16 protein-coding genes are annotated in these 22,645 nt (G+C 63.4%); 4 read left to right on the top strand and 12 right to left on the bottom strand.

The window, feature by feature from the left end:
* The first annotated feature begins 181 nt into the window (after positions 1-181).
* Complete coding sequence (locus tag ACYU70_RS11040) at positions 182-424, top strand: hypothetical protein (protein ID WP_342296603.1); 243 nt, start codon at positions 182-184, stop codon at positions 422-424.
* A 171-nt stretch (positions 425-595) separates the two neighbouring features.
* On the opposite strand, the gene ACYU70_RS11035 is transcribed toward ACYU70_RS11040, so the two are convergent.
* The 3 genes from ACYU70_RS11035 to ACYU70_RS11025 all read right to left on the bottom strand — a co-directional run bounded on the left by ACYU70_RS11035 (position 596) and on the right by ACYU70_RS11025 (position 3,372).
* Entirely contained in the window at positions 596-1,066 is a 471-nt protein-coding gene (locus ACYU70_RS11035) for a hypothetical protein (protein ID WP_342296604.1), read from the bottom strand.
* A 100-nt stretch (positions 1,067-1,166) separates the two neighbouring features.
* Positions 1,167-1,853, bottom strand: a complete 687-nt coding sequence (locus tag ACYU70_RS11030; protein WP_342296605.1) for a PepSY-associated TM helix domain-containing protein — start codon at positions 1,851-1,853, stop codon at positions 1,167-1,169.
* The gene (locus ACYU70_RS11025; protein WP_342296606.1) at positions 1,843-3,372 is read right to left on the bottom strand and encodes a DUF2271 domain-containing protein; all 1,530 of its coding nucleotides are present in this window, start codon (positions 3,370-3,372) and stop codon (positions 1,843-1,845) included. The genes ACYU70_RS11030 and ACYU70_RS11025 overlap by 11 nt, the downstream gene beginning before the upstream one ends.
* Before the next feature lie 266 nt (positions 3,373-3,638).
* On the opposite strand from ACYU70_RS11025, the gene ACYU70_RS11020 reads away from it, so the two are divergent.
* Positions 3,639-4,754: a mandelate racemase/muconate lactonizing enzyme family protein gene (locus tag ACYU70_RS11020; RefSeq protein ID WP_342296608.1), complete on the top strand. Its 1,116-nt coding sequence runs from the start codon at positions 3,639-3,641 to the stop codon at positions 4,752-4,754.
* A complete protein-coding gene (locus tag ACYU70_RS11015; RefSeq protein ID WP_342296609.1) occupies positions 4,754-6,001 on the top strand; it encodes a serine hydrolase in 1,248 nt (415 codons plus the stop codon). The genes ACYU70_RS11020 and ACYU70_RS11015 overlap by 1 nt, the downstream gene beginning before the upstream one ends.
* Before the next feature lie 27 nt (positions 6,002-6,028).
* Here the strand turns inward: ACYU70_RS11015 and ACYU70_RS11010 are convergent, their stop codons facing one another.
* The 3 genes from ACYU70_RS11010 to ACYU70_RS11000 all read right to left on the bottom strand — a co-directional run bounded on the left by ACYU70_RS11010 (position 6,029) and on the right by ACYU70_RS11000 (position 10,552).
* On the bottom strand, positions 6,029-8,488 hold the full coding sequence (locus ACYU70_RS11010; RefSeq protein ID WP_342296610.1) for a reprolysin-like metallopeptidase: 2,460 nt from the start codon (positions 8,486-8,488) through the stop codon (positions 6,029-6,031).
* 335 nt (positions 8,489-8,823) lie between these two features.
* Entirely contained in the window at positions 8,824-9,240 is a 417-nt protein-coding gene (locus ACYU70_RS11005) for a thiol-disulfide oxidoreductase DCC family protein (RefSeq protein ID WP_342296611.1), read from the bottom strand.
* 145 nt (positions 9,241-9,385) lie between these two features.
* Positions 9,386-10,552, bottom strand: a complete 1,167-nt coding sequence (locus tag ACYU70_RS11000; protein WP_342296612.1) for an esterase/lipase family protein — start codon at positions 10,550-10,552, stop codon at positions 9,386-9,388.
* 112 nt (positions 10,553-10,664) lie between these two features.
* Here ACYU70_RS11000 and ACYU70_RS10995 point away from each other — a divergent pair, with 112 nt between their 5' ends.
* Positions 10,665-11,003 carry a hypothetical protein gene (locus tag ACYU70_RS10995; RefSeq protein ID WP_342296614.1) on the top strand — a complete coding sequence of 113 codons (339 nt, stop codon included), beginning with the start codon at positions 10,665-10,667 and terminating at the stop codon, positions 11,001-11,003.
* Between the two features lie 80 nt (positions 11,004-11,083).
* Here ACYU70_RS10995 and ACYU70_RS10990 read toward each other — a convergent pair whose 3' ends face one another.
* The 6 genes from ACYU70_RS10990 to ACYU70_RS10965 all read right to left on the bottom strand — a co-directional run bounded on the left by ACYU70_RS10990 (position 11,084) and on the right by ACYU70_RS10965 (position 22,404).
* Positions 11,084-11,722 (bottom strand): flavin reductase family protein, encoded by a 639-nt coding sequence (locus ACYU70_RS10990; RefSeq protein WP_342296615.1) that lies wholly within the window; start codon positions 11,720-11,722, stop codon positions 11,084-11,086.
* A 91-nt stretch (positions 11,723-11,813) separates the two neighbouring features.
* Positions 11,814-13,310 carry a M28 family peptidase gene (locus ACYU70_RS10985; protein ID WP_342296616.1) on the bottom strand — a complete coding sequence of 499 codons (1,497 nt, stop codon included), beginning with the start codon at positions 13,308-13,310 and terminating at the stop codon, positions 11,814-11,816.
* Positions 13,311-13,444: 134 nt separating this feature from the next.
* On the bottom strand, positions 13,445-15,436 hold the full coding sequence (locus tag ACYU70_RS10980; RefSeq protein ID WP_342296617.1) for a S9 family peptidase: 1,992 nt from the start codon (positions 15,434-15,436) through the stop codon (positions 13,445-13,447).
* A gap of 176 nt (positions 15,437-15,612) precedes the next feature.
* The gene (locus ACYU70_RS10975) at positions 15,613-17,952 is read right to left on the bottom strand and encodes a S9 family peptidase (RefSeq protein ID WP_460615989.1); all 2,340 of its coding nucleotides are present in this window, start codon (positions 17,950-17,952) and stop codon (positions 15,613-15,615) included.
* 271 nt (positions 17,953-18,223) lie between these two features.
* Positions 18,224-20,479: a M3 family metallopeptidase gene (locus tag ACYU70_RS10970; protein WP_342300959.1), complete on the bottom strand. Its 2,256-nt coding sequence runs from the start codon at positions 20,477-20,479 to the stop codon at positions 18,224-18,226.
* A gap of 167 nt (positions 20,480-20,646) precedes the next feature.
* Positions 20,647-22,404, bottom strand: coding sequence for a DUF885 domain-containing protein (locus ACYU70_RS10965; RefSeq protein WP_342300957.1), 1,758 nt, complete (start codon positions 22,402-22,404; stop codon positions 20,647-20,649).
* Between the last annotated feature and the right edge of the window lie 241 nt (positions 22,405-22,645).

Raw genomic sequence — 22,645 nt, 5'->3', positions numbered from 1 at the left:
CACAACAGGGCACCCCACGGGGTGCCCTGTTTCGTTCCCGCCCACCTGGCCGCTCCGTCTGGGGCGGCACCGGGGCGGGCGTGTCCGTCGCCACGCAGGCCGCGGGCTGGCGAGGCGTCGGCTGCTACAGGAATGTTCTGGTCAGGGGCCGTATATTCAGCCATTCATCCTTCCTCCCGTTATGAAAAGTTTATCCGCTTGCCTGCTGGGCGTGGCGCTGCTAAGTTTCTGCTGGACCGCTCGGGCGCAAACCACCCCCGCCACCCCACCCAAAACCCAGCCGGTAAAGCCGCTGCCGTACCCCAAAGGAGCCGCCGCCCCCAAGGGCAAGGCGTATGGAGCGCCCTTCATCAAGGACACCGCCGCCTTCCGGCGCTCCGGCCGCCCGGCCGATGCCGTCCCAAACCGCATCCGGCAGAAATAAGTCAACCGGGGCCGTCGGCTTCGGCGAGGTGCGCGTGGATGTGGTGGCGAGTGGCGCGGGGGAGAGGGAAGTTGCTCCAGCCGCTTAAGTCTCTTAAAGAATCAATAACAGAAAGGGTTTCCCGGTTGGCACGCATCGCAGACGTGTGCCAACCGGGAATCCTCAAACTAACTACGGCGCTGGGATGTAGGCAAATACGCCATTGCTTAGTATGCTCACCACCTGGCCCTGCGCGTTGGTGCTCTTGCCAGCAAACGTACCGGAGCAAAGCTTGGCCCCTGATGTGGCCGTGGCCGTAACGTCGGTGCGGTACTCCAGTAGCTGCGTCTGGCCGCGCTCGTCGGTCCGGTACAGCTGCAACTCGCGCAGGGCGTATGGGCCCTGCCCGGTACCCGTGAAAGCCACCAGCAACCGGTCCTGGTACCTCACCCCGCCAATGGTTACCGGGAGCGGGGTGGAATTAAACGTGAGCCCCTGGGGAGTCATTACCTCTCTGACGGCCTTGGCGGTAGTGGAGTACGCCTGGCCATCCAGCGTATAGCCAAACGTAGGTTCCGGGGTTTCGGGAGGCGGAGCCTCTTTCGAGCAACTGCCCAGGGCGAGGGCAGTCCAAATCAGCGGAAGGAAGTAGCGTTTCATCATACCGCTAATGTAACGGAAAAGAGGCTTTTCCCTTGCCACTCAAGAGCGGGCACAAGCCCTTTGCCAGCCCTTTCGAAGTGCAACTCTGTAAGGGCTGGCCCTACGGCACCAGCAGCGCGTAGGCCAGGTAGCACAGCGCCCCGCCCACCACGGCCACCAGCAGGCCGCGCAACCGCTTGTTCTTCAGGAAAAACAGCATCACCAGCCCGCTGAGCGAGACCAGGGTGAGGAAACCGGCCGAGAGGTCAATGACCCAGCTCCAGCCCGCGCCGCTGTCGCGGCCCTTGTGCAGGTCGTTCAGCACGGCCACTAAGCCTTGGCGCAATTCCGTTAGCTCGAAGGTGCCATCCTGGCGGTTGATGAAGGCATCGGCGCTGTAGCCGGGGCCTTTGAAGGAGACGGAGCACTCGTCGTCCTGTATCTCGAAGTCGCTCACGGCCCCGCGCAGGGCGTACTGGCTGCGCAGCCGCTCCACGATGGCCAGCTTGTTGATGCGGGCGGTGTCGGGCACGTTCACCCAGGCGGCGGGCAGGGTGCCGGTGCGCTTGGTTTCCGCCTGCTGCCCATCGAACCACGCAGCATGGTTCAGGGTGATGCCGGTGACGGAGAAAAACAGCACCACAAAGAAGCTCAGCATCGACAAATAGACGTGCAGCCAGCGCGACCACGAGGCCGTGCGCTTCTTCAATACCGATTTCGGCTTGCCGGCCGGGCCGCCGGCGGGCGCCGCGCCAAAAGGCCGCTGGGGGAGGGGGGCGGGACCGTGCCCGGTAGGGCTATTGGCCATCGGTTTTCTTGCGGTAGTCCACGGCCGCCGAGGCTACTTCGGTATTGGCGGGCAGGTCGAAGTGCTGGGGCTTTTTGCTATTGATTTCCTGCTTCATGAGCTGGTGGGTGCCGTGCTCGCGGGCCACTTCCACCATCAGGGTGTAGCTGCCCTGGGGCACCAGGTTGCCCTGGTCGTCCTTGCCGTCCCATTTCAGCGTGTATTTGCCCGCCGAGCGGGTGGCGCTGGTGGTGGAGCTGATGCTGTTGTTGCCGGCCGCAAACTGCTCGTAGTACGTGGCGTACCAGTAGCGCATGTCGTCGAGGTACTTGGGCTTGTTGTACCACAGGGCAATCTGGCGCACGGGCTTCTTCTTGCTATCCACTACCCACACCGCCACGAAGGGCCGGTGCACGCGCCCGCCGCCTTCCGGTGTGGCCAGCTCTAAGGTGAGGGCCACTTCGTAGTTGGGGTCCCAGGGCTTGGCGTTGGGGAGGACGGGCGCGGCTTTGGTCGTGGCGGCCGGGGCGGCGGGGCGCTCCAGCTTCTGCCAGCCGGCGCTTTCCAGCCGCTGGCCGTCGGCGGTGAGGAGCATGAATTCGGCCCCGGGCACGGCGGCTACCAGGGCCTGGCCTTCGGCGGGCGGCAGCACGTTGAGGGCGGTGGCCAGCGCGCCGGCATCGGTCGCCTTGTCGGCCACCACCGTGGCGCTGATGACCTCGCTGGCCGGGCGGCCCGTGCGCGGGTCGATGATGTGCGAGTACCAGCGGCCGCCGATGGTTTCGCCGCGCCGGTAGTCGCCGCTGGTGGCAATGGTTTTGTCGCTCACCTGCAATTGGGCTACGGGGAGGTCGTTTTCGGCATCAGCGCGGGGGTTGCTCACGTTGATTTGCTCGGAGTGCTCGCCCCGCACCAGAATGTCGCCGCCGATGTTCAGCACCACGCCGCGCACGCCGGGCGTGGCCAGCGCCGCCCCGGCCGCCTTATTCATGATGTAGCTTTTGGCGAAGGAATTCAACACCAGCGGCGCGCTGCTGAGGCGCTGAGCGGTGTGGTTCTGGGCATTCAGCACGTAATGCTGCTGGTGCACGGCGGCCACGGCGGCGGCAATTTCGGCCTCTGTCGGCTGGCGGTTCTGCTTGGCGGCCTCGCGCCAGAGCTGGCCCACGGTTTCGGCCGAGGCATCGAGCGCCCCGTCGCTTTTCACCCGCCACTGCTCGAATAAGTCCAGCACCTCATATAACTCGGCTGACACGGCCACCGGCTTTTGCCCGGCCCGCAGCCAGCGGCTGAATTCGCTATTGGCATCGTAGCCGCTGAGGATTTTATTGAGCCGGTCGACTTCGCGCAGGGCGGCAGTTTCGGCCTGGGCGGCGGGCTGGGCCGCATTAGCGGCTACCTTCATTTCGAAGGAGGTGCCGAGTACGTTTTCGTAGTCGGATACGTAGAGCTTGCTGGCGCGATGGGGGAGAAAGGCGGGGGTGCTGAGGGTGGCCAGCACCAGCGAAAGGCCGGCAATGCGGCGTTGAAATACATTCATTATCTGGGGATATTTATTCGATTGTTCTTGAAGAGCCTGCTTAAAGAAGCGTTGGTCGGGGTAGAGACGCATATTTGCGTCTCATCGTTGAACAAAATCATTCAACGACCCTGGGGCGAGTTCAACGACGAGACGCAATTATGCGTCTCTACGCTCGTCCCCTCTGCAAAAGAAAGACCAAGCGGGCTGTCGGGCCACCGCTACCGCCCGCCGCGTTGCTTTGTGTCGACCAGGCCCCGTTATTCGTGGACTAACCCGCTGAATTTATGCCCGGCACCACCCTCCAAGCCATCAGTATCTACAAGCTGCTTGTGCCGCTGCGCGAGCCGTTCGTTATCTCCCTCGGCCCGCTGCTGGCCGTGGAAAACGTGGTAGTGGTGCTGCGCACGGCCGATGGCCACGTCGGCTACGGCGAGTGCAGCCCCTTCCTCACCATCAACGGCGAGAGCGTGGACACCGGCTTCATCGTAGGCCAGTATTTCGCGCCCGCCCTCAAAGGCCGCGACGCGCTGGACCTGCCCGGCTGCCTGGCCGAACTGGACCGCATCATCTACGGCAACAGCAGCATCAAAAGCGCCTTCGATATTGCCTTGCACGACATCGCCGCGCAGCACGCCGGCCTGCCGCTGTATGAGTTTCTGGGCGGGAAAAACGACAAAGTGCTGACGACCGACATGACCGTGAGCCTCGGTCCGCCCGAGAAAATGCGGGCTGATGCTGAGCAGTTTCAGCGCGAAGGCTTCCCGGCCATTAAGGTGAAGCTGGGCGGGACATTGGAAGAGGATGTGGCCCGCATTCGGGCCATTCGGGCGGGCATCGGCCCCACGCACCCGCTGCGCATCGATGCCAACCAGGGCTGGCGCACGGCCGACAACGCCATTGCCGTGCTGCAGGCGCTGGGCGAATTCAACATCGAGCACTGCGAAGAGCCCATCCTGCGCCAGCATTTCATGGAGCTGAGCCGGGTGCGGGCCGCCTCGCCCATCCCCATTATGGCCGACGAAAGCTGCGGCGACGAGCACGACGCCGCCCGCCTCATCCAACTGCAAGCCTGCCAGATGCTGAATATCAAGCTGGGCAAGTCATCCGGCTTTCATCGCGCCCAAAAGATTGCCAAACTGGGCCAGGCTGCCGGCCTCACGCTGCAAGTGGGCGGCTTCCTCGAGTCGCGCCTCGGCATGACGGCCGCCGCCCACCTGGCCCTGAGCAACCCCGCCATCCATCACTGCGATTTCGACACCCCGCTCATGTTCACGGAGGACCCCGTGGTGGGCGGTTTCCGCTACCGCCCAGGTGGCGTGATTGAGATGCACACCGGCCCGGGGCTGGGCGCGACTATTGACGAGAGCTGGCTACGAAAAGCCCCCCAAGTCCATTTCTGATGCGAAAGAGCCTTTTTGCCTGGGCGTTGCTAGTTGTGTTGGCCGGGCTAAACCAGCCGGCCGAGGCCCAGTTTCGGCCGAATGCGCTGCGCCAGGTGCTGCGACATGACACGGTAGGTCTGGCCCGCGTGCTGGCCCGGCCCGACTACTACCGCCTGCAAATTATCTACACCCGCATCCGGCGCGATGCGGCGGGGCAGCCGCATTTTCGCACCTCCCGCTACCACGTGCGGCCCCGCCAATACTTCTACCCGGCCAGCACCGTGAAGCTGGCCGGCGTGGCCCTGGCCCTGCAAAAGCTGCGCGCCTTGAGTACCCCGCACCCCGGCCTGAGCGCCGACTCGCCCATGCTGACGGACTCGGCCTTCGCGGGCCAGACGCGGGTGCGGCGCGACACCAGCGCGGCCGGCGGCCGGCCCACTGTGGGCAACTACGTGCGCAAAATATTGCTCGTGAGCGATAACGACGCCTTCAACCGGCTCTATGAGTTCGTCGGGCCCGAGGAGCTGAACCGCGAGCTGGCCCGGCTGGGCCTGCACCACACCCGCATTGTAAACCGCTTGTCGGTGGGCGACCAGGAGCCGGGTAGCCGCCACACCAACCCCATCCGCTTCTTTGCTGATACGGCGGCTACGCAGCTGCTTTATGCCCAGCCGGCTGGCTATTATGGCGGGCCGTGGCCCCGGCTGGGCCTGCGCGGCGAGGCCATCGGCCAGGCCTATATCAAAGGCGACCAGCAGATTGCCGGCCCGCTGGATTTCAGCCAGAAAAATGCCTTCGCGCTGCCCGACCAGCAGCGGCTGCTCCGCACCATCCTGTTTCCCGAAACCGTGCCCGCCGCCCGCCGCCTGCGCCTCGCACCCGAAGACTACGCCCGGTTGCGCGCGGCTATGTCGCAGCTGCCGCGCGAAAGCGCCCATCCGCGCTACGCCCCGGCTCAATTCCCGGATACCTACGTGAAGTACCTGCTGGGCGGGGGCGGCCAAGCGGCGCTGCCGCCGGGCGTGCGGGTGTTCAATAAAATCGGGCAGTCCTACGGCTTTCTCATCGACAACGCCTACATCCAGGACGAAGCCCACGGCGTGGAATTCCTGCTCAGTGCCGTCATCTACACCAATGCCGACGGCGTGCTGAACGACGACAAGTACGAGTACGACCAAATCGGCTTCCCCTTCCTGCGTGACCTGGGCCGCCGCGTGTACGAGGCCGAATGCCGCCGCGCTCTCCGTGCAAAGCCGGCCCGATAGCCGGCCGAATAAAGTATTGTTTTTCGGCTACTTCACCACCAGGCGCACGGCGGTACCGTTGCCGCGCACCACGTACAGGCCGGGGGCCAGGCCCGCCAGCTCCAGACGCAGCGCGCCGCTGCCGGCCTGCGTGGCCGTGAGCCGCACCCGGCCGGCCAGGTCGAGCACCTGCACCGGCTGGCCGGCCGCGAGGCCCGCCACCGTCACGGTGCCAGCGGCCGGGTTAGGCCACACCTGAAGCCGGGTAGTGGCACCAGCCACCGCCACCGCCCGCACCGGCGACAAGCTTTCCGGGCCGTTATTATCCAGCTGGCGGAGGCGGTAGTACACCGTGGGGCCGGGGTAGGTGGCCAGTTCCGCGTCATCGAACTGGTAGCTGTGGGGCATGGTGCTGCTGCCCTGGCCCGCCACCCAACCCAGGCGGCGGAAAGCCGTCCCATCGGCAGAGGCTTCAATGGCAAAGCCGGCGTTGTTTTTCTCCGAAGCGGTGTGCCATTCCAGGTGCGCCGTGGGGCCGTGGGCTTCGGCCGTGAAGGCGGTCAGCTCCACGGGCAGGGTGGCCGTCAGGGTGATGTTGGCATTGTTGATGGCGAAAAACACGTTGTTCAGGGCCTGGATTTTGAGGCGGCCCTTGGTCGTGCTCACGTTGGGGAGCTGCACGGTTTGAGTGCCGTCGTTGGGGGTGCTGGCCAGCAGCACGGTGGGGAAGGTCAGGCCGCCATCGGTAGAGAACAGGACCTGCACGTCGGGGCAGCTCACGGGGGCCTGGTCGGTGCCCAGCACGCTCCAGGTGAGGGCATAATTGCTGCCGCCCGCCGCCGTGAGGGCGGCGCTGGGGGCCGTCACGGCAAAAGGGCCGGCCGAGGCCACGGCCAGGGTCACGTTGGCCCCCGCCACGCCGCTGTGGTTGTCGCGGGCCGTGAGGCGGAAATTGAGCGTGCGGGCCACCTGGGGCAATATTTCGCCCAGCGAAGCCGTGTTGGCCAGCAGCGAAGTCAGGTTCGGAAACGTGCGGGCTGGGCTGGCCACGGGCGCAAAGCTGCGAAATAGCGGCGGGCCAGATACATCGGCGGCCGCGCCGGCCAGGCCGCTGGCATTGCCCAGGTCCAACTCCTCCCAGGAGTAGGCGAGGGCATCGCCGTTGGGGTCGGTGCCGCTGCCGGTCAGGGTGAAGGGCGTGCCCAGCGGAATGGTGTAGGCATTGCTGGCGGGCACGCTCACGCTGGGCGGCTGGTTGCCGGTGGCCGTGAAGGTGCCGCAGCTCAGGCTGGGCACGATGGCGCTCAGGCTGCCGGCATGGAAATAGTTGATGCCCGCGCCCACGTTGTCGGGGGCGCAACGCGAGTCGTACGACATGATGGTGTTGCCCGCGCCCGGCTCGTAGGCCAGCGCGGGGCTGCGGTTGCCGCCGCTGCAGTTGCCCTGGTCGCCATTGAACGTATGCTCGGAGCCGAGCTGGTGGCCTATTTCGTGCGTCGTCACGGCCGCCATGTACGCCGCCGTGCTGCCCGTGGAAGCTCCACCGCCCTTGTAAGGGTCGAAGCACGTCACGTCAATGTAGGCCACGCCGGAATAGCCCCCGGCCCGGTAGCCCAGCACGTGCCCCAGGTCGTAGTTGGCGCTGCCAATCACCGTGTTGATGGAAGCGCGGCTTTCATCAATCATGGTGCCGGGGCTGCTGTTGGTGTAGGGGTCGGCGGCCGGGTCGGTGTAAATGAGGAGGTTGTTGTTGGCAATCAGCTCCAGGCGTACGGCCAGTTCGCGCTCATACACAGCGTTCAGGGCGCTCACCAGCGTGACCAGGCTGGTCATGGTAGCAACCGCGTCGTTCTTGCCCAGCGCCGGGCTCTGGTAATACTCGCCGGTGGTAGCCAAGGCCAGGCGCAGCACGCGGAGCTGGGTGCCGTAGGGTGTCGGCGGCGTAGGCGGCGTGCCCCCGGCGGGCCGGTGTGCCCGGCCGGGCACCGCCAAGGCCTGGCAGGCAAACTCCGGCAGCGCGTCGGGGTAGCTCTGGTAGCGGTTGGCCGTGCCGGGGTCGGCCTCAATTCTGAGGGCGCTGGTGAGGCCCAGCACTTGGGCGTGCAGGCCGGCGGGCGAGGTTTCGAGGCGCACCGAGGCGGTGGGCTCGTCCAGCCCGTGGCCGGCGTAGGTCTGAATCTGGGGATAGCGGGCCGCCAGCGCCGGGGCCATCACCGGCACTTTGGTGAGGGCGAAGCGGTGCAGCGTGCCATCGGGGTAGGGGAGTTCGAGGGTGACGGCGGCGGCCGGCTTGGTTTCGAGGGGGGCGCGGGCCAGCCGGGCGGCCAGCTGTGCGGCATCGAGGGTAAACCAGCTGCCGGCAGTTTTCGGGGCGGCGTTGCCGTTGCGGGCGGCCGGAGCCGGGGCGGGCTGCCACAGCGGAGCCGGGGTTTGGGTGCTGCCCACCCGGGCACCCAGCAATAGCGAAACAACCAGCGCAAAAGAAACCTTACCGTATCTGAAATTCATATATGTCAAGCATAGCCGGGCATTGTGCAATAATTATCCAGTGCAAAAAACACTGTTGCATGCTGCCTCCACCAAATGAGGAATAATGAGGTGCAAAATACAAGTCAGAAAGCGAAATGATTCTGCGGCTGCATCGCCAGAAGGCCGTTTAATCTCCTGCACTACGCCCGAAAGCAGGTGTCAGCCAGGCTTTTTTTATGCGTTTGGTAATATAATTTATATTGTTTATATACAATATTTGATTGTTGAAAAAAGTCAAAATGCCTCCTGGCTTAGCGCCGTCGGGATAAGCCAGAAATTTGCCTGATGGATAGGTAATGCGTTCGGCGGGGGCCTTATAAAAACCGCGCTTTCAGGGCCGGATTCGGCAGCATGCAGCTTGCCTGCCGGCCAAACCAGCGGTAGCGGTGCCGCGCCACGAAACGATAAATCGCATCGCGCCAGGCAGTGGGCAGCACCCGGCCCAGGGTCGCCACCCGCCACACACCGCCCAGCCCTTCGGCAATGCGCAGCACGGCGGCGGAGTGCGAATAAAGCCGGCCGCCGCTGAGCAGCAGCACCGATTCGGGCTCGGCCGCGATGGCGGCCGGCGCAAGGCCGTGGGCCAGCAGCAAGGCCCGGCCGGCGTCGCTTTGCAGGGCCGCGAAGCGGAAGCGGCCCGCCGGGTCGTGGCGAATGATGAACTGCACGAAGCCGTTGCAGAGGTTGCACACGCCGTCGAACAGGATGGTATCGGGAGCAAAATCAGGCATAGCAGGCGACGGTAAGGGTATCCGTCATTCTAAACGGCCCGGCCGGACCAATGTTGACGCAAGCCGGCAACTGACCGTTAACTAGCGGCCATCCTAATGCCGGCCAGCCAGCATCAGGTATGAACCAAGTCCTATTAACACAGCATCACGCCCACTGCTTCAGGTACTGAAACACTTCCGGGTGCGTGAGCAGGCCGCCGTGGTGCTGCTGGCTGAACACGGCCGTGCGCACGCTGGTCCCGGCGGGCATCGCGGCCTCATCGCCGAAAGTGGTGTGGCCCCGGGCGCTGCCGTGGCCCACCAGTCCATCGCCGAAGTATTCGCGCAAGGCCGAAGGCCGCGTGGCCCGCAGCCAGGAGCCCATCAGAATATGATATTGCACGCCGGGCAGCGGCGGCACGGGCGTGCGCGGCGGCATAAAGTCGTTGGCGTGGGCATCCTGCCAGTCCTCGTCCACCAGAATGGAGTAGCGCAGGTCCTTGATGCCGTTGCTGCGCTGGTTGAGGGCTTTGCTGAGGAAGCGGGTGGGAAACAGGTTGATGCGCTCCAGCAGCCGGGCCGTGAAGTGCGAATTCTGCTCCAGCCACGAGCCGTCGTTAGGCGTGCCGATGAGGAAGATGGAGCGCAGGTGCGCCAGCCAGGGAGCCGACGTTGAATTATGAATTATAAATTGTGAATTATGAATTGCTGTAGAATCTTCCGCATTTGCAGCTGCTGTAGAATCAATTCCTAATTCATAATTCATAATTTTTAATTGCGAAGCGTAATACCCCGCCGAGCGGATAATGAGCCCGCCCATGCTGTGGCCCACCAGCACGAGCTCGCCGATGGCGTCGGGGTAGGTTTCGACCAGCTCGGTGAGCAGACGGTTGAGCTCGCGGCCATTTTCGGACAGGTGCAGGCCTGAATTGTAGCGCAGGTAGAGGGCGCGGCTGTGGGTTTCTTCGGCCAGGCGCGGGCCGTAGCGGCGGCTGGTGGGCGGGTCCTGGAAACCGGTTTGCCAGATGAGCTCGTCGCCCATCAGGCCGTGGATGTAGACCACGGTTTTCTGGTGTGGCTCAGTGAGGCGCAGGTCGGCCACGGCCACGTCCTGCCCGCCGCGCCGGAAGCTCATCCGAATGGCGCGCGGGTCGAAGCGGGCCGCCAGCTGGTCGCCGAGGGCCCCGTTGAGCACGGGCAGGAAAAAATGCTGGTGCGCCTGGCCCGCCCGCACCACGTAGCTGGCCCCGCGCACGGGCAGCAGGGCGGCCCGCCCCACGGCCCCCAGGGCGCGGCGGAAGCGGGAAGGCAGCTTGGGGTCAGAATCGGACATGGACAGGCGGGAAACGTGCAGTATTGCCCGAAAGTAGCGCCGCCGCCGGTATTGCGTTGGCCTTCCGCCCGAAATCAACGTACTTTGCACCACCAATCCCAAGTACTACTTCATGAAGCTTTCCACTCGTCCCGTCCTGGCCCTGTTGCTGGGCACCGCCCTGGCGGCCTCGCTCTCGTCCTGCGATTACCGCTGGAGCCCCGGCCAAAACCCGCAATTCAAACACGGTTTCACCAACGCCCCCGGCTGGCACAAATCGGACGTGGACCGCGACAGCATCAACAACCAGCCCAAAGCAATGCCCGCCACGGGCACCGGCTCGGCCACGGCCATCAAAAAAGGCAGCGTAAAAGAGCAGCTGGATTCGGCCCCGGCCGGTGCCAGCGCCACCTCGCCCCAAACCGCCAGCGGCCAGATGGCCCCGGCCGAACAGGCGCAAGCTAAAAAATAGTTTTTCGGCACTTGCCCGAAACGCAAAAAGCCCGCTGCCATGATGGTAGCGGGCTTTTTGCGTTGAAATTGCGGGCGGCCTTAGGCCGGATGTTCCGCCACCGGCGGCTGCCCCACGCGGGCGTAGCCGAAGCGCACGGGCGGCTGCACGGCGTGGTAGCCATCGAGGCCCGAGATGGTGGCCGTGCCCAGGGCCACGAGGTCGAGAGTGCCGTCGGGGCGCAGGGCTTCTTCGCTTAGATAAACATGCTCCACGGTGCCCACCAGCAGCACGGTACCGTTGCTGATGTGGTGCTCTTCGAGCAACCGCAAGCCGATGCTGAGGGCGCTTTCGGCTACGTAAGGCGCGGGGAAATCGTCGCGGTACTCGGCCGTGAAGCCGCATTCCTCAAATTCCGAAACCGAGTCCGGGAAGTTGGCCGAGGTGTAGTGCGCTTGGGCGGCCAGGGCTTCGGGCACGTGGTTGAGGGTGTAGCAGCCGCTGCTTTTGAGGTTGGCGTAGGTGTGGCGCGGCACGGTGGTGGGCCGTGTCACAATGCCCAGCAAGGCCGGGTCGGAACCCAGGTGCAGGGCCGAGCTGAACACGGCCAGGTTGGTCGCGCCATCGGCCGAGGCCGTGCCCACCAAGTTAGCCGACTTAAAGCCCGGCAAACCGTTGACGAGGTTGAGGCGGTAGATTTTATCGAAGCCGGCGATGTCGGCGGCGGTGAGGTGGCGCATGGACGCTTCGCTTAATGAGAAATGAAGAATGAGGAGTGAGCAATTAAGCCGGCATTGGCAGATTTGTTCATTCCTCATTAAGCCCAGCGGGCTACCGCTCCAGCTTGAAGCCGGGCTCGCGAGCAGGCGGCGCGGTGCGGTTGGCCACGGCCCAGCCGGTGAGGTACATCCACTGCGTCATGCGGGTGAGCTTGGCGTAGTCGATGCGGCTCGCCTCGTCGCGGGGCGTATGGTAGTCGACGTGCAGCAGCGAGGTGTACATGATGGCCGGGATGCCTAGGCGGGCGTAGGGCAGGTGGTCGGAGCGGAAATACCAGCCCTCGGGGTGCGTGGGCTTGTCCCATTCTGTATCAAGCTTGAACTTGGGACCGGCCTGGTTGGCCGCCAGCGCGGTTTTTACGAGGTCGGAGGAATTCATGTGCGGCGGCGTGGAGCCCAGCAGGGCGGCGCTGTCAGCCACGTTGCGGCCCATCATCTCGGCATTGAGCACGGCCACGATGCTGGCCTGCGGCACCGTGGGGTGGGCTGAAAAGTAGGTCGAGCCAATCAGCCCACGCTCCTCCGAACCCTGGTACACGAACAGCGCCGAGCGCCGGCCCGGCTGCTGCTTGAAGGCCCGCATAATGGCCAGCAGCGCCGCGCAGCCGGTGGCATTGTCATCGGCCCCGTTATAAATCGAGTCGCCGGCGATGGGCGCACGCACGCCGTCGTGGTCCTGGTGGGTGCTGAAAAGGACGTACTCCTTTTTTAACTGGGCATCGGTGCCGGGCATTTTGGCCACGATGTTCACCGACGGGTATTGGAAGCTCTCCACTTTCAGCTCGGTGCTGAACTGCTGGCCGGCCTGCTGCACCCAGCTGGCGGCGCTAGCGGGCAGCCACACCACGGGCGGCGTGCTCACTACTTTGGTGCTGGCCGCGCCCGGGAGGCTGTAGCGCCCGCGCTCATAAATGTGGCTCCAATGGTCGTAAAGGGCCTGCGAGGGCGCATCCGATACGAACACCACCGCCACCGCGCCGGCCTTCACCAGCTCGCCCGCCTGCCCGGCAAACTTGCCAAACACGTAGCGCCGGTAGCTGATGCCGTCGGTAGGTGCGCCCGAAATCTGCACCGCCACGGCCTTGCCTTTGATGTCGACTTTGGCCAGCTCTGCCGCCGAGCCAGTGCCCACGTACACCAGCGGCGCCGTGATGCTGGCATTGGTGGGGGCCGTTACGACGCCGTCCTCGTTCAGCTTAATCTCATGGGTGCCAATGCGTAGCGTGCTGCTTTTGCTCAGGCGGGTGCGCTGCAGGTTGAACCACTGGAAGTAGGTGCCGTCGTCACCCGCCGGGAGCATGCCGGTGGCCCGAATCTGGTCGGCGAGCCACACGGAGGCTTTCAACTCATCGAGCGTGCCGCCCTCGCGGCCTCGGAAATGGTCATCGGCCAATGCAAACAGGTCGCGCTTGATGTCGCTTTCGCGGATGGCGCTTTCGGCGTTGGGGGCTTTGGCAGCGGGCTTTTTCTGGGACGAGGCGGCTAGTGGGAGCGCCAGGATAGAAGCGGCCAGCAGCAGGCGGGCGGTAGTTTGAAAAGGTCTTTTCATGTGGAATTAAAGCAAGGATTATTCGATTTGTTTGAACGGCGTAGGGGCGGGGCTTGTCCCCGCCCGTCGTCAAACGGAATCGTCATAACGGCGCAAACGACCGGGCGGGACAGGCCCCGCCCCTACATCGTTCTTTATTTCAAATACTGGTCGAGCCATTCAATCCACAGACGGTTCCACTCGGCGCTGCGTACGGGGTCGGACGGGACGTGGGTCGAAATTGGAAAGGCCACGAAGCGCACTGGTACATCGTTGTCTTTCAGTGCGTGGTACATTTTATACGAATTGCTGATGGGCACCCGAAAGTCGCCCACATTGTGCAGAATGAGCGTAGGCGTGCGCCAGCGAGTGGCCCGCGAAAGGGGCGACTGCGCCTTGTAGTGCGCCATGTTTTCGGCGCTGAGCCAGGGCGAGGGGCCGTAGTGTCCGGCGTTGGCGATGTTGTTGTCGCTCAGGTTATAACTGTCTAACAAATCAACCACTGAAGCCGCCGCCACCGCGCAGCGCCAGCGGCGCGATTCACCCATCAACCACGCCGTCATAAAGCCGCCATACGAAGCGCCCGACAGCGCAATCCGGCTGGTATCAATCCAACCGCGCTTCTCCAACTCGGCAATGCCGGCCAGCACGTCGCGCCCCGGCCCGGCCCCCGCATCATCCCGAATGGCCCGCTGGAAGGCGTAGCCCAGGTTGTCGCTGCCCCGGTAGTTGGGCTGAAAAACCACGTAGCCGCGCGCCGCCACTGCCTGGCCCAGTCCATAAAATGCGGCCCGCGAAGCATTTGAGGGGCCGCCGTGCATCATCAGCACCAGCGGGTACTTCTTGGCCGGGTCGAAATCAGGCGGATAGGTGAGGATGCCGTCAGGACGAAGGTTGTCTGATTTCCACTCCACGGCTTCCATGCGGCCCAGGGCCAGGACGGCGGTTTCGTGGTTGAAATCGGTGAGGCGGCGCGGGGTGGCGGTGGGTGAGGCCAAGTAGTATAATTCGGCCGGCCGGCCCGGCTCGTTGGCCGTGAGGGCCACAGCATTGCGGCGGCCCACCGCCATTTCGACCCAGTAGCTGCCGTTGGGCGATACTGGGCCCAGCGGCAGCTTGCGGCTGCGGCCATTCAGTTCCTGCTGCCAGATGGAAACCGTGGCCCCATCGTTGCCGCCTACGAATAGGCTTTTGCTGTCCTGGCTCCATAGGGCGCGCTGCAGGTTACGGTCGAGCGCGCGGCAGAGGTGGCGTGCTGGGCCACCGGCAGCGGGCACCACGTCAAATTCCAGCGACTCGAAATAGGGTGGCTCGCGGGGTGTCTGGTAGCTCAGCCATTTTCCATCGGGCGAGTAGGCGGGCAAATCGACGTGGTGCGGGGAGCCGGGCAGCTCGCGCACCGTGCCGGTAGCCACTTCGAGCGTGTACACGGCGGTTTCCTGGTCGCCGGTCTGGGCGCTGGAGCGGAGCACGCAGGCCAGCATGCGGCCGTCGGGAGCCCAGGTAAAGGGAGCCGAGGAGTCATCGGGCAAGCTTAGCGGGCCGCTGGTGAGGCGGCGGGCGGGCTGCCCATCGGTGGCCGAAACCAGCCACAGGTGGTCGGGCGCAGGTGGCGCGGTTAGCGTCACGCTGCCGTTGCCCACCTCGAAACTGTCGTTGCCCCGGGCTATTTCAGCCGCGTTGGCCGGCGCATCGGCGGCCGAGTAGGCGAGTGCGGTACCAGCAGGGTTCCAGCTGTAAAGCTGCACGTTGGTCACGGCCGTGGTGAGCTGGCGGACTTCGTCGGCGGCCAGATTTTGCACGAAAAGCTGGGTGTGCGCGTCCTTGCCCGTGTTGGTGCGCGCCAGGAAGGCCACGCGGTCGCCGGTAGGCGACCAGCGCGGCTGCTTCACGGTAGGCTGGTTGGCTACGAGTATGCGCTGCCGGCCGGTGGCCACGTCTACCAGCACTACCTCGGCATCGTGGCGGTTGGTGGTAAGATTGGGCCGCGACACTACTACCAGAATGCTTTTGCAATCGGGCGAGAGTTGCGGGTCGCTCACGTTCACCAGCCGGCTGATGTCGGCCAGCTCGAAGCGGCGCTGGGCGTGGCTGAAGCCGGGCCGGAGCAACAGCAGCAGCGTCAGCAGCCAGAGAAATCTTGGCATCGGAATCAATTTGGGCACAAGGCTTTTCATTGCCGCAATAGAATGAATAAAAAACGTCATGCTGAGCGAAGTCGAAGCATCTCTACCGCAATAGTAAATCCTGATGATTGGATTACTTACTGCGGTAGAGATGCTTCGACTCCGCTCAGCATGACGTTACTTTTACTCTGAACTCCCTACTGCACTGCGTTGCGCGGGTCGGGGTGGGGCTTCATCTCGTAATCGTGGGGCGGTTGAGTATCGGCCAGGTTCTGCACGAAATAGTCCCAGCGGCGGCGCATCATGTAGGGCGAGTAGGCACCGTAGCCGTGCTGGGCGTTGGGGAACACCACCAGGTCGTAGCTCTTGTTGGCTTTGGTGAGAGCTTCCACCACCAGCATGGTGTTGTAGGGCGGCACGTTGTTATCCATCAGGCCGTGGGCCAGCATCAGCTTGCCTTTGAGGTTCTTGGCAAAGGCAGCGTTGGCCTGATTGTCGTAGCTCGTGGTGCCGTCGGCGTTGGTTTTCATCAAGCCGATATAGCGCTCGGCCCAGTCGTCCTCGTAGTTGCGGTTTTCGTGGTTGCCCGATTCCGAGATGCCGACTTTGAAGAAATCCGGGTAGCGGAACATGGCCGCTGCCGTGGCGTAGCCGCCGCCCGAGTGACCCCAGATGCCGGCGCGGTTCAGGTCGATGTACGGATATTTCTGGGCCAGCTGGCGCATGCCGGTCACCTGGTCCGAGAGGGTGTTTTCGGCCATGTTGCCGTAGCAGGCATCGTGGTAGCTCTTGGAACGCAGGGGATTGCAGCTGCCTTCGATGACCACCACCACGAAGCCCAGCTCGGCCAGCGCCTGGTGGTCGCCCCGCGCCGAGGCAAACGACCAGCTGCCCACGCCGCCGCCCTGCGGCCCCGGATATATGTAGTTGATAATCGGGTATTTCTTGTTGGGGTCCAGGTTGGTGGGCGTGAACATCAGGCCGTACAAGTCAATCTGGCCATCCTGGGCTTTCACCGTGATGGGAGTGGGGGCCTTCCAGCCGGTAGCAGTGAGGCGGGAAATATCGGTTTTCTCCAGCGTCGAAATCAGCTTGCCATCGGTCCCGCGCAACACCGTCACGCCGGGCTTATCGGGCTGCGAGTAGGTGTCAACAAAATAGCGGCCCGAGGGGGCGAGCATAACCTGGTGGTTACCGGCCTCGGGCGTGAGCAGCGTGAGGTTTTTGCCATCCAGCCCGATGCGGTAGAGGTGCGTGAAGTAGGGGTTGCCGGCCTCGCGGCCATCGGCCAGGAAGTAAAGCTGACGCTTCTTTTCGTCTACTTTCAGCAGTCGCGTCACCACAAAATTGCCCTTGGTAATCTGGTTCTTCACCTTGCCGCTGCCGGCATCATACAAGTAGAGCTGGCCCCAGTTGTCGCGCTCCGAATACCAGATAACTTCCTTGCTCTTGGGTAGATAGCGCCAGTTGATGGCGTTCTGGCCCGACTCGTACTGTGTGGGTACGGTTTCGGAAAACACGTCGCGCACCGCGCCGGTGGCCGCATCGGCCACGCGGATTTTCTCCTCCTTGTGGTCGCGCGAAGTCGACACAAACGCCAACTCGCGGCCATCGGCGCTCCAATCCACGTCATCGAAGGTGCCGCTGCTCGAAATATCATCCGAGAGCGAGCCCCGGTGCGGGTCGGGGGCCATTTGGAAGCGCACCACTTTCGGGCTGTTCACCTCCACAATCACCCGCTCGATGGTGGCAATATCCTTGTCGCCGGGCAGCGGGTATTTCCACGATTTGAGGGTGGGATGGCCCACGTTGGTGGTCACCAGGTACATATCGCCCACGTTGCGCTGGTCCTGCCGGAAGGTGGCAATTTTGCGCGAGTCGGGCGACCAGCGCAGCACCGGCTTGTCGCTGGTGGTCCAGCCGGCGTTGTCGGTGGCGTAGCCGTAGTCTTTGGTGCCGTCGGTGGTGAGCTGGGTGGTCTGATTGGTTTTCGTGTCGCGCACCCACAGGTTGTAGTCCTTGATGTAGGCGGCGAGCTTGCCGTCGGGCGACTCAATTTCGTTCTCGGCGTTGGGGTCCGGTTTGGCAGCGGGCGCAGAGTCGGGGCTCAACTGCCCGTTGGCCACGTCATATTTCCAGCTTTTGTCGCTCGCGGCGAAGGAAATCGTCTTCTCATCGGGCGAAAACGTGAGCGTGCGGAACGGCAGCCGGCTGGCCTCGTAGGTTTTGCCGGTGGCCGTGGACAGCGCGGCGGCCAGCTTGGCTTGGTCGAAGGCGGCGGTGCGGGTTTTGCGAGCCGGGTCCACGAGGATGAACTCGCTGCCCTGCGCCGTGAGCACGCGGTACCAGAACCGGTCGCCCGCGAGCCAGTTGGGCTGGCCGGCGCTGTGGTCCACCAGCGCCTGGGTGTTGTAGCTCAGGAAGCGTTCGGCGCGGGCGTAGTCCTCGGCCGTGAGGGCGGGCATTTGCTGGGCTGAAGCTGCTGCTGAAACGAAAAAGGTCGCGGCCGCGAGCAGGGCCGGTACGTACTTATGCATAGGCTTGGGAAGGAGCGGGCTAAAAGTTGGGATGATTAAGCGCGAAAGGTCGGCAGTTGGGCCGGGAGGTTGCTTTGATTTTGGCTAATGCTAACAGCGATGAATTGAAGTCGTTCTAATATTTGGTGTAGGGTGCGGGGCTTGCCCCCGTTCGCATCGTTGCAATGGTTCCGTTCAACGACGGGCGGGGGCAAGCCCCGCACCCTACAATGGCCAAAAAGAAAGCCCCAATAACGGGGCTTTCCTGGAATTAACATTCGCCAAAAAGCGACTACTTGCCCTTCGCTGCCGCCGGCTTGGCTTTGCCAACCGGTTTTTTGACCGGAGCCGTGGTGCTGGTTTTGGCCCCCGCCAGCGGGAAGTTGCGCTGCTTCATCAGCGCGTCGATTTTTGGGTCGCGGCCGCGGAAGGCGCGGTAGCCAGCGGCCGGGTCCACGGTGTTGCCCACGGTGAAGACGTTTTTGCGCAGGCGGGCGGCCACGGCCTTATCGTACGGCCCACCGGCCTCGGTGAAGGCGCTGAAGGCATCAGCCGCCAGCACCACCGACCACAGGTAGGAGTAGTAGCCCGCCGAGTAGCCATCCGAGGAGAAAACGTGCGAAAACTGCGGCGTGCGGTGGCGCATTACCAGCTCGGAGGGCATGCCCATGCCGGCCAGGGTTTCGCGCTCAAACTTGTCAGGGTCAATTTTTTGCGCGCCGGCCAGGTGCAGTTTCATGTCAATAAGCGCACTGGCCAGAAACTCGGTGGTGGCGAAGCCTTCGTTGAACGAACTGGCCTTGTTGATGCGGTCCACAAGCACCTTCGGAATGGGCTTGCCGGTTTGGTAATGCAGGGCAAACTTGTTGAGCACCTCCGGCGTGGCCAGCCAGTTTTCCAGCAGTTGCGAAGGGAATTCCACGTAGTCGCGCACCACGTTGGTGCCCGAAAGCGAGGGGTACGTCACATTGCTCGACAGCCCGTGCAGAGCGTGGCCGAACTCGTGAAATAGCGTCGTGGCATCGGTCCAGGAAATGAGCACCGGCTCGCCGTCCTTGCCCTTCACGAAGTTGGAATTGTTCGACACGATGGTCGTCACCTCCTTATCTAGGCGTTCCTGGTTGCGGTAGGCATTCATCCACGCGCCCGAGTTTTTGCCGGGACGGGCGTAGGGGTCGAAGTACCAGAGGCCGATTTGCTTGCCGGTGGTTTTGTCGTTCACCTGCCACACCTTCACATCGGGGTGGTACACGGGCACATCCGTCACGGGCGCGAAGCTGAAATTGAACAGCTCGCCGGCCACCCAGAACATGCCCTCGCGCATCTTATCCAGCTGCAAATACTGCTTCACCTCGTTCTGGTCGAGGTCGTAGCGGGCTTTGCGCACTTTTTCGGCGTAGTAGCGGTAGTCCCAAGGCTCGATTTTGAAGTTGGCGGGGGCACCTTCTTTTTTGGCCACGGCCAGCATGTCGGCCACTTCCTCGTGCACGCGGGCTACGCCGGGCTTCCACACCTGCTCCATCAGCTGCATGGCGGCTTCCGGGGTTTTGGCCATCGTGTTGTCGAGGCGCAGGTGGGCGTGGGTGGCGTAGCCCAGCAGCTTGGCACGCTCGGCCCGCAGCTGCAAAATCTGGGTGATGATGGCGTTGTTGTCGTGCGCGCCGCCGTTGTCGCCGCGGTTCGTAAACATGCGCCACGCCTTCTCGCGCAGCCCGCGCTGGTCGGAGTAGGTCAGGAACGGGTCGATGCTGGAGCGCGTATTCGTGATAACGCCCGCCGCCGCAATCTTGCGAGTGCCGGCCGTGGTTTTAGCCGCGTCGCGCAGCGAGGCCGGTAGGCCGCCCAGGTCCTTATCGGTTTTCAGCACCAGCACCGAGTCAGCTTCATCGGCCAGCACGTTCTGGGAGAAATTGGTGAACAGCCCCGCCAGCTGCTGGTTGATGGCCGAAACCCGGGCCTTGGCCGTGGCATCCAGCTTCGCGCCTGCCCGCACAAACTGCTTGTAGTCAACCTCCACCAGCCGCTGCTGCTCGGTCGTTAGCTTTTTGGTAGCCGGCGCGTTATACACTGCCTCGATGCGCTTGAACAGGGCCGGATTCTGAGAAATCTGGTCGTAGAACGCGGCCAGCTTGGGGGCCATTTCGGTTTCCACGGCGCTGAAAGCGGCATCGTTCAGGGTGCCGCTCCAGATGTCGTAGATGGCCGAAACGCGCGTCAGCGTTTGCCCGCTACGCTCCATTGCCGCAATGGTGTTCTCGAACGTCGGGGCCGCCGGGTTGGTGGCAATGGCGTTGATTTCAGCCAAGTTCTCAGCCATCGCCGCTTCCAGCGCGGGCTTGAAATCAGCCACCCGTACCTTATCAAAAGCGGGCACGCCGCCATGGAGGCTGCCCCAGGGCTGGAGCAGCGGCGACTGGTCGGCACGGGCCGTGGCCGATGCAGCGGGAGCGGAAGATTGAGCCATGCCAGGGGTGGGAAGCAGGGTGAAGGCCAGGCCGAGCGTGGCCAGAAAACCGGTCAGCCGCTGGTGGGAATTGAAATTGGGCATTGAGAGGAGATTCGGAGAATACGAAAGAAGGAGCAAGGTAACAATTTGGGCTGTCTGTCATCCTGAGCGCAGCGAAGGACCTTATCACGGCCGAACAATTTGCAGTAATTGTAGCAGACGGGATAAGGTCCTTCGCTGCGCTCAGGATGACAGACGGAAAGAATGCCTTACCGCTGCCGGGCCGCCCAGGCATCCATGCGGCGCTCCAGCACGGCCAGGGGCATGGAGCCGCCGGCCAGAATCTCATCATGGAAAGCCCGCAGGTTGAATTTCTTGCCCAGCTGCTTTTCGTAGCGACTCCGCAGCTCGCGGATTTTGAGCTGACCGGTTTTGTAGGCCAAGGCCTGGCCGGGCATGGCCAGGTAGCGCTCGATTTCGGCCGTGGCGGCCTGCTCCGAAATGGGCTCATTGGCCATCATGTAGTCGATGGCCTGCTCGCGGCTCATGCCCTTGGCGTGCATGCCTACATCCACCACCAGGCGCAGGGCGCGGTGCATCTCATCGCCCAGGGCGCCAATGCGTTGGTAAGGGTCGGTGTAGAGGCCGAGCTCCCTGCCCAGGCTTTCGCAATACAGTGCCCAGCCCTCGCTGAACGCGGGGTAGGAGGCGAAGCGGCGGAACTTGGGCAGGCTGGTGTTTTCCTGCTGCAACGACAGCTGGTAGTGATGCCCCGGAATGGCCTCATGCAGAAACAGCGACTCCATGCCGGAGGTCACGTTGAACTTGGTGGCATCGAGAATGGGCACGTAGAAAATGCCGGGCCGCGCGCCGTCCGGCGTGCCCCGGTTGTACTCGGCCGAGGCCGTGGAAGCACGAAAGGCTTCCGTCTGCCGAATCTCAAACGGCGACTTCGGCGTGCGCCCGAACAGCTTGGGTAGGTTGGGCGTGATGCGGGCCTGGATGCTGCGAAAGGCGTTCAGCACGTCGTCCGGCGTTTTGTAGGGCATGAATTTGCCGCTGGAGCCCAGGTAGCTAAAGAAGCCGGGCAGGCTGCCTTTGAAGCCAACCTGCTTTTTCACGGCCTCCATCTCGGCCCGAATGCGCTTCACCTCGGCCAGGCCGGTTTGGTAAACGGCGTCAGGGGTGCGGTCGGTGGTGGTCATCAGGCGCACGTCGTAGCGGTACATTTCGGCCCCGCCGGGCACGTCGCTCAGGCCGGTGCTGTTGCGGGCCTGGGGCAGATATTCGGTTTGCAGAAAATCGGCCAGCTTGCGGTAAGTGGGCACCACCTCGGTAAGAATGGCCTGCTGGTAGGCGCTGGTGAGGCGGGCTTTATCAGCCTCCGAAAAGCTGGCGGGCAGGTGGGTAATGGGGCCGTAAAACAGGCTTTTGGCGGCATCGGCCGTGACCTGGGCTTGCAGCTGGGGCACCATTTTCAGCACCAGCACGCGGGGCAGCACCACGGCCGCCTTCATGCCCTGCCGGAAATTGCCAATGGCCGAGTCGGCCCACACCGGAAACTTGCCTACGCGGGCCAGCCAGTTGTCATAGTCCTTCACCGTCTTGAACGGCTGCGCCCCGGTGCCCGCGCCCAGCTGGCTGAGCGTGGTGGGCAGGCTGTAGAACTGCGCAAACGGCATCATCCACGTATTCAGTCGCAGGCCTTCGAGGCGGCTGCGCATCTCGTACTGAAAGATGTCGTAGCTGAGCTTGTCGTCGGTCGACAGACGGGCGCGGTCAATGTTTAGTAGGTCATTAAGATAGCGACGGTAAAAGCGTGTCTGCTGCTGGCGAAAGGCGCGGCTCTGGTCGTTGGGCAGGCGGTCGTTGTAGCGGTTGTCGCCCTGGGCCGTGGCCATCAGCGGAAACAGCCGGGCGCGGTCTTCCCAATACGAATTGAATAAACCGGCGAGCAGTGTGGCGGAGGTCGTGCCGCTATTGGGTGGGGTTTGGGAGCCGGCCGGGTGCGCCAAAAGGCACCACATTGCCAGTAAGGCAACAAAAAATCTGTTCATCAACCAGTAAGTAAGCCGGCAAGCTACACAAACGGCTGTAAATAGTGCAGTTTTTCTCGAGGCGAGGCTGAATATATTAAAAACGTCATGCTGAGCGCAGTCGAAGCATCTCTACCGCAGCCGTAATCCAATCGACAGGATTTACTATTGCGGTAGAGATGCTTCGACTGCGCTCAGCATGACTTGCTTCTAGCTCTGTTCAGAATTCTGA

The sequence above is a fragment of the Hymenobacter segetis genome, assembly GCF_054776495.1.
The sequence above is the reverse complement of the archived record's forward strand: the minus strand, read 5'-3'. Positions and strand labels throughout refer to the sequence as shown.